General features: G+C 28.4%; 12 protein-coding genes. 1 reads left to right on the plus strand and 11 read right to left on the minus strand.

Going from position 1 to position 13,357, the window contains the following annotated elements:
• Positions 1–140: 140 nt before the first annotated feature.
• From SCITRI_RS05380 to SCITRI_RS05425, 10 genes are all read right to left on the minus strand, one after another.
• On the minus strand, positions 141–524 hold the full coding sequence (locus SCITRI_RS05380; RefSeq protein ID WP_071937531.1) for a hypothetical protein: 384 nt from the start codon (positions 522–524) through the stop codon (positions 141–143).
• A 403-nt stretch (positions 525–927) separates the two neighbouring features.
• Entirely contained in the window at positions 928–2,844 is a 1,917-nt protein-coding gene (gene thrS, locus SCITRI_RS05385) for a threonine--tRNA ligase (protein WP_071937532.1), read from the minus strand.
• A gap of 256 nt (positions 2,845–3,100) precedes the next feature.
• Positions 3,101–4,537, minus strand: coding sequence for a pyruvate kinase (pyk, locus tag SCITRI_RS05390; RefSeq protein WP_071937533.1), 1,437 nt, complete (start codon positions 4,535–4,537; stop codon positions 3,101–3,103).
• A 53-nt stretch (positions 4,538–4,590) separates the two neighbouring features.
• Positions 4,591–5,574: a 6-phosphofructokinase gene (gene pfkA, locus SCITRI_RS05395; protein WP_071937534.1), complete on the minus strand. Its 984-nt coding sequence runs from the start codon at positions 5,572–5,574 to the stop codon at positions 4,591–4,593.
• A gap of 150 nt (positions 5,575–5,724) precedes the next feature.
• Positions 5,725–6,450, minus strand: a complete 726-nt coding sequence (locus SCITRI_RS05400) for a spiralin lipoprotein (protein WP_071937535.1) — start codon at positions 6,448–6,450, stop codon at positions 5,725–5,727.
• 243 nt (positions 6,451–6,693) lie between these two features.
• Entirely contained in the window at positions 6,694–7,329 is a 636-nt protein-coding gene (locus SCITRI_RS05405; RefSeq protein ID WP_071937536.1) for a hypothetical protein, read from the minus strand.
• Between the two features lie 31 nt (positions 7,330–7,360).
• A complete protein-coding gene (gene tsf, locus SCITRI_RS05410; RefSeq protein ID WP_071937537.1) occupies positions 7,361–8,251 on the minus strand; it encodes a translation elongation factor Ts in 891 nt (296 codons plus the stop codon).
• A gap of 69 nt (positions 8,252–8,320) precedes the next feature.
• Complete coding sequence (gene rpsB / locus SCITRI_RS05415) at positions 8,321–9,400, minus strand: 30S ribosomal protein S2 (RefSeq protein WP_071937538.1); 1,080 nt, start codon at positions 9,398–9,400, stop codon at positions 8,321–8,323.
• Between the two features lie 334 nt (positions 9,401–9,734).
• Entirely contained in the window at positions 9,735–10,661 is a 927-nt protein-coding gene (locus SCITRI_RS05420) for a hypothetical protein (protein WP_071937539.1), read from the minus strand.
• A 90-nt stretch (positions 10,662–10,751) separates the two neighbouring features.
• Positions 10,752–11,093, minus strand: coding sequence for a holo-ACP synthase (locus SCITRI_RS05425; protein ID WP_071937540.1), 342 nt, complete (start codon positions 11,091–11,093; stop codon positions 10,752–10,754).
• Between the two features lie 97 nt (positions 11,094–11,190).
• Between SCITRI_RS05425 and rnhC the strand changes: the two genes are divergently transcribed.
• The gene (gene rnhC, locus SCITRI_RS05430) at positions 11,191–12,090 is read left to right on the plus strand and encodes a ribonuclease HIII (protein ID WP_071937541.1); all 900 of its coding nucleotides are present in this window, start codon (positions 11,191–11,193) and stop codon (positions 12,088–12,090) included.
• Positions 12,091–12,103: 13 nt separating this feature from the next.
• On the opposite strand, the gene SCITRI_RS05435 is transcribed toward rnhC, so the two are convergent.
• Positions 12,104–13,324, minus strand: coding sequence for a Pr6Pr family membrane protein (locus SCITRI_RS05435; RefSeq protein ID WP_071937542.1), 1,221 nt, complete (start codon positions 13,322–13,324; stop codon positions 12,104–12,106).
• Positions 13,325–13,357: the final 33 nt, after the last annotated feature.

The raw sequence follows: 13,357 nt of genomic DNA on the forward strand, positions 1-13,357 counted from the left end.
CTCCGTTCTAAATAGCACCAACTATTTTATTAATAAAGAAAAATATAATAAAAATATTATTTGTTATTTAAAACAAATAATATATAAATGATTATTATTAAAAATCATTTTTAAGCAGAAATTTTCAATATAGATATTTTTTAATACGTTTGATTTAAAATATTAATTGCAAAAGAAACTGGCGAAGATGGCACAATTTGGCTAATACTTGCAATACAACGGATAATCATTTTTCCCTGAGGTTTTAATTTACAAAGAACCTTAATTTTGTTTGTTAGAGCAAAATTTAATTTTAAACAAGTATTAAAAACTTCTGTTGCCACAGTTGGATTAACAATTTTAAGTTTAAATGAATCTCATTCTTTTTCTAAATGGCTTTGATGATAATTAAATCGTAATTTATCAACTTGGATTTCATTTTGATATAAAATAATATCTGTCATTTCTGATTGTTTAATATAATTTGAACCTAAATCAGAAAAACATAATTGTAAATAATCAATTTCAAAAAGATTAACTGCCATTTCTTTACCAATTTTTCTCGTATTATTCTAACCTTACCATAAATACAATAAACTAGAAAATATCTTGTGTTAAAAATAAAGTTAAAGCTGTGATGTCAAAGAGAGGGTAATTGTTTTTCTTAAAATTAATTAATACGACAAAATACTTGTTTTTGTTAATTGTAAATTTATAACAATTTTAGTTGTTGATGCAGACAACAACTAAAGTAACAATCCTTTTCAGTTAAACAATTTAACATTATAATTCTCGTTTTGCTTTATAATATTTATTATAAAAACTAAATATAAATATTAGCAAATATTTATCCATTAAAAAGTTTTTTCCACTCTTAGTTTATCATAATTTTGGGGTGCGAAAAAAATAAAAAAATGAAATAAAATTTTCCTGAAAAAAATATTTTTTTTAAATTTTATTAATAATCTGCTCATTAATTAAAATAATAAATTTATCAAAAGTAGTAGTAATTTGATCTTCTTGCCCGTAAATTCGATAAGTAATCATTTTTTTATCGCGTTCTTGATCACCAATAACGATTTGATATGGAATTTTAGCAACTTGTGCTTCTCGAATTTTATAACTTAAACGTTCATCACGATCATCAATTGTTGTACGTAATTTTAACTTTTTAAATTGTTGGTGTAATTCATTAACATATTCCAAATGATGCTCATTATTAACTGGAATTATGACAATTTGTTTTGGAGCTAATCAAAATGGTAAAACTCCTTTTGTTTGTTCTAATAAAATTGCTATAAAACGCTCATAAGTCCCAATTAAACCACGATGTAACATTACTGGCATTGCTTTTGCCCCTGTTTCATCAATATAACTTAAATTAAATTTTTTTGGTAATAAAAAATCAAATTGTAAGGTTGAAACAGTAATTTCATGGTTTAATGCTGCCTTAATTTGAATATCCAACTTTGGTCCATAAAATGCTGCTTCTCCAATCATTGGCACATATGGAATTTTTAAATCATCTAATGCTTCTTGCAACATTTGTTCAGCATGATTTCACATTTGATTATCATCATAATATTTTTCCTTATTTGCTGGATCACGTAATGACAATGAGTAATAATCAACAGTAATTTTTAAATCTGTTAAAACTTCATTAATTAATTTAAAACAACGTTTAAACTCTTCTTTCAACTGGTCATGACGTAAAAAGATGTGCGAATCAGTTAATTGCATCATTCGTACTCGTTCTAGACCTGTTAAACTTCCTGATGTCTCATATCGATGTAAAATAGCATGCTCAGCAATTCGTAATGGTAACTCACGATAACTACGTTGTTTATAATTATAAACAGCAATATGATGAGGGCAAGCCATTGGACGTAAAACACTAATTTCATTATTTTGTGCCATTGGGGCAAACATATTTTCTTGGTAATGATCCCAGTGACCAGAAATTTTATACATTTCACTAGTTCCAATAACTGGTGTATCAACCTCAGTAAAATCATATTCTCATTCTTTTTCTCGGATATATTCTTGGAGCACTTTTTTTAATGCCATACCATTTGGTAACCAAATCGGTAAACCGGGTCCAACTAATTTATCAAAAGTAAAAATTTCTAAATCCTTCCCAATTTTACGATGATCACGCTCTCTTCGTTCTTCATATGCGAATAATACTTGTTCAAATAATTCACGTGAAAAATGTGAACTTCCAGTTAATCGTTGCAACATTTTATTTTTAGCATCATCTTGTCAATATGCTCCTGCTAAGCTTCAAAGTTTGAGGACTTTAATATGTTTCAAACTTGTAACTGGATAAGTATTTGGCAAATACAATTCATTCCCAAGTAAATATCCACCTTGTTCTGCCCCTGTTTCTGCACAAAAAGTTAATAAATAGGGATTGTTATTATATCATTTTTTTGCATCGGCTAGTGCCCCTAAAACAGGCTTAATAACAAGATTATTATTAATTAACTTTGTTACTTCCTGGTCTAAAGCACTAAGATCAGTTTCTTTTAAATGTGGTTCCACATCAAAGTCAACTAAAAAGGTATCATCTTGTGCGGCAATTTTAGCAATTTTAGCAGTTGGATATAAATTAGTAATTGCCTTTGCTGTTATTAATGCTGTTGTATAATGCAAAATTGCTAAAGCTAGCGGTGATTTATCAGTAATAATTTCTAATGTTCCATCAGTTGTTACTAAATAGTCTAAACCACGAACTTGACCAGCAAAAACTCCACCAAAGGCAGCTTTTCCTAAACTTGATGCAATACTACTTGCTATAGCATGAATTGTTTGTGGTGTATTAAATTCACGAACTTGACCATCCGGTAATGTAATTTTAATCATTTGTCATCTTCCTTTCCAAAAAGTAAAACTCACTCCCAATATTACTTAAAGCAATAATACTAGGAGCGAGTTCTTCGCGGTACCATCCTAATTAAATTAGGATTTAACCTAATTTATCTTTCACACTTAATAACGAAAAGTGCTTAAACGTAAACTAATTGCTGTTACTAGTAATCTAATCATTCTTTTATTAAGCTTCCATCACCCTTAACTTGCTGAGAAAAGAGGAATATTAGACCATGGGTAACTAGTTTAATTATTTAATTGTAATTTCTTTAATTTCTTCATTGCGAGCAAATAGAATTGTTGAACCAATTTTTGCCCCTCATTTTTTTGCCACTTCACAAATTGCTTTTTCATCTGTTTTAAATGCTTCATAATTATCAACTTTATTCATAAAAATTGAATGTCATGATCCAAAGGCAGTATATAATTCTGGTAATGGACTAACTCCTAAAATTACCACATTTGGGCGGAATTTTGAAATTGTTTTTAATAATTCCCCTGTATTTGAGACAACAACGGCATACTCATATTTTCCATCTTTACATTTATTTGCTAATTTTTTAGCAATATCAGCGCGTGGGCCTGTTGTTGAATTCATAGCGTCTTCTAATTGCTTTTCATAGTACAATTTTGAATAAAATTCATGCTCTGCTCGTTTGTTAATCATTGCCATTGTATGAACAGCAATAAACGGATAATCACCATTTGCTGATTCACCTGATAACATCGTTGCATCAGAACCTAATTCTGTTGCAAAATAAACATCAGTTACTTCTGCTCGCGTTGGTGATGGATTTTCTGTCATTGTTTCTAACATTTGTGTTGCAACAATAACAATTTTCCCTGCTTCACGACATTTACGAATAATAATTTTTTCTCAATATGGAACATCATAATAAGGAATTTCTAAACCTAAATCTCCTCGTGCAACCATAATTCCATCAGCGGCGGCAATAATTTCATCAATATTATTAATTCCAATTTGTGATTCAATTTTGGCAATAATTTGAACATGTTCAGCTTTACACTCTTTTAATAATTTGCGAATTTCTTTGATATTACCAGCTGTGTTAACAAATGATGCTGCAATATAGTCAATCCCTTGTTCAACTCCAAATTTAATATCATTAATATCTTTTTCAGCTAAAAATGGTAATGTAAAGTCAACCCCTGGTAAATTAATTCGTTTGTTTGTTTTAACAATATGATGGTTGAAAGCTTTTGTTTCAATAATGCCTGGTTTAATACCAGTAACATTTAACTGTAATTTTCCATCATCAACTAGCACCACATCACCAACTTTTAAATCTTGTGACATATCATATGAAACAGTGATTTCTGTTCCAGTTCCTTCACGGTTTTGATATTCTGTTGGTAATGAATAAATCGTAACTGTTGCTCCAGCAACAATTTCTTGTTTCCCACCTTTCATTATTCCAGCACGAATTTCTGGTCCTTTCGTATCTAATAACACTGAAATTGGTTTTCCAATTTTAGCACTAACTTCTCGTGCTCATACAATTCGTGCTCCTTGTTCAGCATGATCTCCATGTGAAAAGTTTAAGCGAATTGTTGTCATTCCTGTTTTAAACAATTCTTCAATGGCACCCGGTGAATGTGTACTTGGCCCAATTGTTGTAATAATTTTCGTTCTTTTCATTTTCTCGTTAATATTAAATTTATCCATTCTTTTGACAAACTCCTTCTAAAAATATCTTACCACCTTATTTTATCGCAAAATTATGATTTTTGATAAATATTCTGATTTAATTGATCAAATTTAGCTCAAATTTCTTTCCGTGATGAACGCGGAATACTTAATGCTTCCATAATTGGACGAGCAATAATTTGATCACCTTGATTTCCAATTGCTAAACCACCTACGCCTGCAATAATTTGTTCAACAGCAAATTGTGCCATTTGAAAAGCACGATAACGGTCCATTGCCGTTGGATTACCACCCCGTTGAGTGTGCCCTAAAACTGTTGCACGAGTAATGTAACCACTTTTACTTTCAACTAATTTTGCTAATTTATGCACATCTGGATAAATCATTTCACTAACAACAACAATGACACTTCGCTTTTGTGCTTGATGTAACATTGCAACCCGATCAGCAATTTCTGTTTCAGATAAAGCAGCTTCATTAATTGAAATAATATCTGCTCCACCAGCAATCCCAGCGTATAAAGCAATATCACCGCAAGCATGACCCATTACTTCAACAATTGAACAACGATTATGTGATTGCATTGTATCACGCAAGCGGTCAATTGCTTCAACAACAATATTAATTGCAGTATCAAACCCAATCGTATAATCTGATGAAGTGATATCATTATCAATTGTTCCCGGTAAAGCAATACAATTAATTCCCAGCTCTGTTAACCGTTGAGCACCTTGATAACTACCATCACCACCAATAACTACTAATGCCGCAATTTCTTGCTTTTTTAAAATATCAACAGCTTTTTTTTGTACTTCTGGGTCTTTAAATTCCGGTAAGCGTGCACTTCCAATCACAGTTCCCCCTAAAAGCATAATACTATCCGCAAAATTATTATCAACAACTTCTATTCAATTATTAATTAATCCTAAATAACCATCACGAATAATATATGTTTCTAGTCCTTTTGCATGTGCTGTTTTAATAACTCCCGCAATTGCAGCATTCATCCCTTGTGAATCACCACCAGATGTTAAAATTCCAATTTTTTTAAGCATGCTTTTTCTCCTTCTCTTTTGCTTGTTTTATCTTGTTTATATTAATTTTAGTTGATATTCTAAGATTGTAAAGATTTTTTTAACTAAAAAACATAAAAAACACTTTAATAAGTGTTTTTTATTTTGTTCTAAATAAGAAAAAGTTAATTCTTATCCTGCTTTTGGTGGTGCTAATGTAGCTTTTACTTTTGCATTAACTTTAAATTCACCAGAAATGTTTGGTGATTCATCTTTTGCTTTAACTGTTACTTTAACATCTTTTTGAGCTGAATAGTCTCCCGCATCACAATTATTTGTAATTTCAAAATCACTTGCTCCTGCATTTGGTGCTTTATTTTTTATAGCCTCTAAAACAGCACTTGCAAGAGTTGCATAAGTATTAACTGCATTTAACTCATCTTTTGTAACTTGTTTTGGGTCTGCTGCTTTAATTTCTACAATTTGTTGATCTATTACTACACCTGAAATATCTACTTTTATTTTTGGTAAAGTTACTTTAATGTATCCTGTTTCACCAATAACAACAGTTTTATCTTTTGCTGGAGTAATTTGAACATAAACTTCAACGTTACCTTCTTCTAAATTAATTGTTGTTAATGATGTACCTTTGTTGTCTTGATAAACATCAAATTGAAAATCAGCTGCTGTTGCTGTTTTTACAACTCCTTGCACTGCTTTTAAAACATTAGCTTCTAACGCTGTTTTAATTTCAGCGTTTGTAACTTGTTTTGGGTTTGCTGTTGCTACAGTTGCAGGTACTGCAATTGTTTTAACTATTGATAAATTATTACTTTCAGTTTTATTACATGCAACCACTGATGTTGTTCCGACAGCTGATACACCAAAAACTGCTAAAATCGATAAAAGTTTTTTCATTTCTTATATTTCCTTTCTCTATTAAGTAGTGTTTTTATTAAAAGCAAATGTAATTAAAATTACATTGAATATATAAGAGAAAAATAACATTAATAATAATTATTAATTGCTTCTAACCCTACTTTATACAATTTATATCTTTCTTTTTTTCTTTCCCTTATAGTAGCAATTGTACAATAATTTTTTAAAAAAAACAATAAATATTTCTTAAAAAAACAAAAAAAGATTTTCCAAATAAATTGCTTAATCTTTTTTTGTTTTTTCGTCTTCTTTTGGTTCAGAAACTGGTGCTTCACTGTTTTCTTGTTCACTAACTTTTAATTCTGGCTCGGCTTGACCATCAACAAATGGCATAATTTCTTGATTTAATAAATTAACATTATTAAACATAAATTGTCCCGCTTGACTTGCTAAAGAAAAACGACATTTCTTTTTACTACGGCTTCCTTCAATATAATAAATTACTAATTGATTTGTTTTATCATTGCGTTCAACACGAGTAATTTTTCGAATTAAAATTCGTTCTCCTAAAAAAGCAATTTCTTTTTCATCAATTCCAACGGCAATTAGTTGTAAAAATAAGAAAATATAAATTCCTACCCCAACTGTTAAACCAAAAGCCAATACAATCATAATAATTAACGGTGCAGTTGATGATAAATTAATAACAAATTGGAATAAAAATCCAAGAATAACAATTGGTAAATTAATTCCTAACACTGTAAATAAAATAATTAAAATTTTTTTATTAATAAAACGTGGTTTAAATTCTCGTTTTGTAAAACTAATTAAATAACCAATAATTGATAAACTAACTACAACAAATAAGAATGCTGCCATTGAGATTGCAATTATTGTTCCTTTTTCAGTATTTTCCACTTTTAGGCTTTCCTTTCTATCACAATTATTCTTACTTGAGAACTTGTGCCATTACTTCTGAAGCAAAATCAAGTTCTTCTTTTTCAATTCCTTCGCCAACTTCATAACGAATCATATCAACGACATTAACATTATTTGCTTTTATAACATCACTAATTTTTTGATCAGGATTAACAACAAAAACCTGGTCTAAAAATGATATTTCTGCTAATTGTTTATTTAAACGCCCTTCAACCATTTTTTCTAAAATATTATCTGGTTTTCCAGCATTTTTTGGATCATTTTTTGCTTCAGCAGTTAAAATTGCTTTTTCACTATTTAAAAAATCTACTGAAATGTCATCTCGTGAAATAAATTGTGGTCGCATTGCAGAAACATGCATTGCTAGTTGTTTTCCAATTGTTTCGTCAATCTTACCACTAAAAATTAAAACAGTTGCAATACGATTATTAGAATGTAAATAAACTCCTAGTGATTGATCTGTTTTTAAATGCACTGTTTTAAAACGGCGTAAAGTAATCTTTTCACCAATTGTTGCAATAGCATGAACAATAACAGTTTCTAATGGTTCACCATTAACTGACACTTTTAATACATCTTCCACAGTTTTTGGGTCATTATTAATTAAGGTTTCTCCTACGGTTGCCATTAAATCTAAAAATTGTTTATTTTTTGCAACAAAATCAGTTTCTGAATTAACTTCAAAAATAACTGTTTTATCACCTTTAGTTACTAAACCTACTAATCCTTCTGCAGCAACTCTATCAGATTTTTTAGCCGCTTTGGTAATGCCTTTTTCACGTAACCATGTAATTGCTTCTTCAATATTCCCGCCAGTATCTTCTAATGCTTTTTTGCAATCTAGCATTCCGGCTCCTGTTCTATCTCTTAATTCTTTTACTAATTGTGCAGTAACTTCCATACTAATTCTCCTTTCAAATTTAAGGTGCTTGTATTGAAACTAACCATTTAATACAATCTAATTTTTATGTTATTTTTTTACTATTTTATTATCAACAATTGTTAAATGCTTGCTTAATTCACTAACCATTTCAGCTTTTTTTGCTTTTGGTAAAGCAAATCCTTCACTAAGAATTTCTAACTCATCAACTTTTAATTTTGATAATGTTTTCTCTAAATCATTATCAACTACATTAATTGTATTGAAATTAAAACTTGGTGCTGATGTTGTTGCAACAGGTTCTGTTCCAACAGGTGCCTCTTCTTTTCCTGAATTTGGTGCTTTATGTGAATAATGTGTGTCTCTTCCACGTTCATTTCTTCCGCTCATTCTTCGATTATCGTATTGTCCACCACGTGAATTACGATTCTCATCACCATCACGGCGAGTAAATTCACTTGGTTTAAATTGAGGTTCTGGCATTTTAATCCCCATTGCATCACCATATAAATCAGCAATATGATGAGTAATAATTGCAATTGAACGTGAAGTATCATCATTTGCTGGAATAATATAGTCAATTGGGTCTGGGTCAACATTTGTATCACAAATAGCAATGACTGGAATTCGTAATTTACGTGCTTCTCGAACAGCAATATGTTCTTCTTTTGGATCAACCACAAATAATGCTTGTGGTAATTCCTTCATCCCTTTAATTCCACCTAAGAATTTTTCTAATTTATCTTTTTCTTTTTTAATTAACATTTGCTCTTTTTTTGGTAACAATTTTAATTCACCATTTTTTTCTTGGCGTTCAATATTTCATAATCGTTTAACACGTAAATGAATTGTTTTTAAGTTTGTTAATGTTCCTCCTAATCAACGTTGATTAACATAAAAAGATTCGCAACGTTCTGCTGCATCCTTAACAATTCATTTTGCTTGTTTTTTTGTTCCAACAAATAAGATTTTTCCTTTGCGGGCAGCAATATTTGCCATTAATTTTTTAACATCTTCTAATCTTCATAATGTTTGTTGTAAATCAATAATGTGAATCTTATTCTTTTCACCATAAATATATGGTTTCATTTTTGGATTTCATCGTTTTGTTTGATGTCCAAACTGAGCACCAGCTTCTCATAACATTTCTCTTGTTAATTCTTTTGCCATATTTCTATTTAATTCTCCTTTTCGTTAAAACATCCATTTATTTCTAACATTTACCACTATCTTATTAAAACAAATAGCACTAGGCAAATTAATCCATAAATGTGTATTGTATATCATTAATTTTATTGAATACAAGCAATAAAATTATAACATATTTTGTTTTAAACAAACAAATAAAAATGTTATTTATCAAAGATAAATAACATTTTTGGCTGTTCATTTGGTTTCTGTTCATTTTTTTATTATTGTGTTTTAATTAAAAATTGTTTGTTTTTCAAGGTTTTATAATTTTTAAATAAATAAAAATAAGTAAATCAAAAAATAACAAATATTTTTAATTCAACATTTTTAATGTCCAATCATTAGGATTAATTTCTTCCTTTGAAAAATTAATTAATGGCAAATTCGGATTAAGCTGCTGCAATGTTAAAATTTTAATTGAATCTAAATTTTCAAGTTGATAAATCTCATCTTTTGAACGACTTAACAACTGCTGCAAATACAATACTAAAATAAATATGGCAAATAAATCCACAATTAATGTTGCAATAGAGTAAATTTGTTGGAACAATTGACGCAATTTAATATTTTCTTCTAACATCATTGGAATTGATAATTTTGAAGTATTATTAATAATATTAAAAAGAATTAAAATAATAACAAAACGAATAACATTGCTTTTTTCATCTTGGCGAGTTAAAAGACCACATAATTGTAAACTAGCAATAAAAATAGTTATTACTAAAATGGTTAATAAAATAAATAATTCTTTATCATAGCGAAGATTCACATCATTAAAATTATTAAGAATAACGGGGCCAATAATAACAAACGGTGAAGCATAAACAATATATAACAAAAGCGAAACTAAACGCCGACTATTGAAAATCATAGCCATGGTAATGGTTAATTGTACATATGAATATCCTGTTAATAATATTCGATAATAACTTGGATCAATTGAATAGTCTGGTACTAACACTAAATTTCAAATTAATTTACTAAAGAAAAAAGTACTAATTCCACCAATAATTGAAACAAAATTTAGTAAACTACGCGAAGCACTAATTTTTTTACTTTTATAATGTAAAAAAGTTCATGATGAAAGAATTGTAAATAAAAAAAAGGCAGAAAAAATAAACATTCATAAAAAGAACTTCAAGACACCATCACTGATATATCTATTTTCAAGAATTCATTGACGAATAAAAGGGTTACTACAAAAGTCTTTAAATAATATATCATCAAATGAATAATTCATTAATGTTTTCTCCCTCTTTTTGTAAATTTCTTCACTATCATTATACTCTACTTTTGTCAAAAAAAACAAAAAAACAATTATTAAAAATTGTTAAAAAGTTGAAAAAATTGCAAAGCCAACACTATAATCTCGCTCATGGCTAAGGGAAACATGAACAAGTTCATTTTGTTTTAACGAAAGACCTTCAACATGAAGATTATTATCATCTTTTAAACAAATTGTTACTTCGTTTAAAATTACTTTAGTTTCTAAGGTTTTAATTAAAGCTTCTTTTACTGCTCATCGGCCTGCTAAAAATTGTCGTTGAGCATTTTTATTAAAAAAAGCTGCATATTGTTTTATTTCAACTGGACTTAATACTTTTTGAATGAATGCTGTCGATAGTTTAATTCGTTTATTTTGAATAATATCAATACCAACATTTTTAATCATAATTTTTTCCTCCGTTTGATAACTTATTAATATTTTAACAAAAAAGGATGAAAAACGATATAATAATTTTATAAAAGAAAACAATGAGGGCCATCATATGAATAATATCAGTTTTAAAAAAGTTGATTCCACAATTATTAAAGCGATTAGTACTGCCTATCAAACTTATGTAATTAATAATACAGATCCCAATAAAGTTAGTGTTTTTAATAAAAATGGAATTATTATTACAATTTATAAAACAAAAAGTGTTTTGTTCCAAGGCTATCAAGCTGAAAAAGAAGCACAGCGTTTTTTTCCATCCTTAACCAGTTCTTTACCAAATAAAAATGTCTCTGCTCCAGTTACATATTTTCAAAAAGATGTTATTGGTAATGACGAAGTTGGTGTTGGCGATATTTTTGGTCCGCTAGTTGTTACAGCTTCTTATCTTCCTATTGCAACTTTTAATGAATTATCAAAGTTACCAATCAAAGATAGTAAAAAGATGGCAAAACAACAAATTTTAAGTTTAGCCCCAAAAATTAAAAAAATGGTCAAAAGTATCACTATTATTATTAATAATGAACTTTATAATAAATGATATACTAAATACCAAAACGCCCATATTATTAAAACCTTAGCCCATAATCAAGCTTTAGTCCAATTATTAGCAAAATATCAGTTAACTAATAAAACAATTTTTATTGACCAATTTGTTAATGAAACAAAATATTTTGAATATTTACAACAAACTAAAATGAGTTCAATTATAAAAGATAACCTTGTTTTTATCACTAAAGGAGAAGAAAAATCATTAGCCATTGCTTGTAGCGCTATTTTAAGTCGTGCAGTTTTTCTAATTAAAATTAATGAACTTGAAACAAAATATCATTTATCATTCCCCTTAGGAGCCAGTGAAGATGTTAAAGCACTAGCCCGTAAATATAAAAAAATAATGCCAACAACTACTTATACTCAATTTTTAAAAGAGCATTTTAATTTAACAAAAAAATAATCTTCTAGAAAGATTATTTTTCATCTTCATCAAAAGAAATTATTTCATTAGGAATTATTTTTGCTTTATATTTTAATGGTTGTTGGTGTGTTGCTAAATAAGCATCTAAATCTGCTTTTGAATATTTGTGATTATTTAAACATAATGTTGCAATTATAATATCAAAGACAGGACCAAGAATTCAAATTCAATTAAAACATACTAACGCAATTGAACAAAAACCAACAACAATTCGAGCTCAATAAAAATTTTTTAATCCTAAAATGGAAAAAAGTAATGTAATAATGCTAAAAATGCTAATAATAATACTGAAAGCTAAAACAAGTTCTTTTTGATAAGGATAATTTAAGATTTTTGACCACATATCACGATAAACATAATATAGAACCGAAAAAATAATGTTAAAAATAGCAACTAAAATCGCTAGGATCATGGCAATTTTACCTTTTTGATCTAATTGGCGATGTTGTTTAATATTTATCATAATTTTAATTTGGTCAACTTTTGTAATATTATTTTCTTTAATTTGCTTGCGAAAATAAAATAAGTTATTAATTCAAATATAAAAATATTGAAATGAAGTACATAGCGTAAAAATTAATACTGATCCAACAGCTAACAAAGCAAAGCCATTTGTTGCATAAAAATTTAAGAAAAAATAAGGAAATAAAGTATTGTCTGGTTGGTGATCACTGTGCCGAATATAACCACGAATTAAAATACAAATTAAATATAGGGTTGGATATAAACAAATTAATCAATAATTTGTTTTATGATGGATTTCAAATTTGTAAAATGTATCACCAGCTGTGACAATGTAACTTAAAATCATCGCAATTGGAATAATGGTATGCAAAATAAATGTTGAAATTCATTCATAAACACTCATATTTGTTACTATATCACCTTGAACTGCTAACCCTAATCAAAATACTAGCATTGTCATTGTAATATAAACTGTTACCATTAATCGAATAATAAAATCTGGTTTTGTATTTTTAAATTTTTTTTGAAATAAATAAAAAACAAAATAAACAAAAACTAAATAATTTGTTTGCGTCGTAAAATATGAATAATAATGGCTTAAGCGCTCCCCATAAGTTGGTAACTGCCCATAAATGCCACTGTTTGTTTTTAAAGCTAAAATAAAATCACAAACTAAAAAAACAAAAATTAACATAATACCAATAATCCGATAAATTAATAATTTCCGATCCGTAAAAAAATGCTTCATCTAAAAAACCTTTCTGCCTCTAATATTTGATAA

The organism is Spiroplasma citri (genome assembly GCF_001886855.1).
Lineage (GTDB): Bacteria > Bacillota_I > Bacilli_A > Mycoplasmatales > Mycoplasmataceae > Spiroplasma > Spiroplasma citri.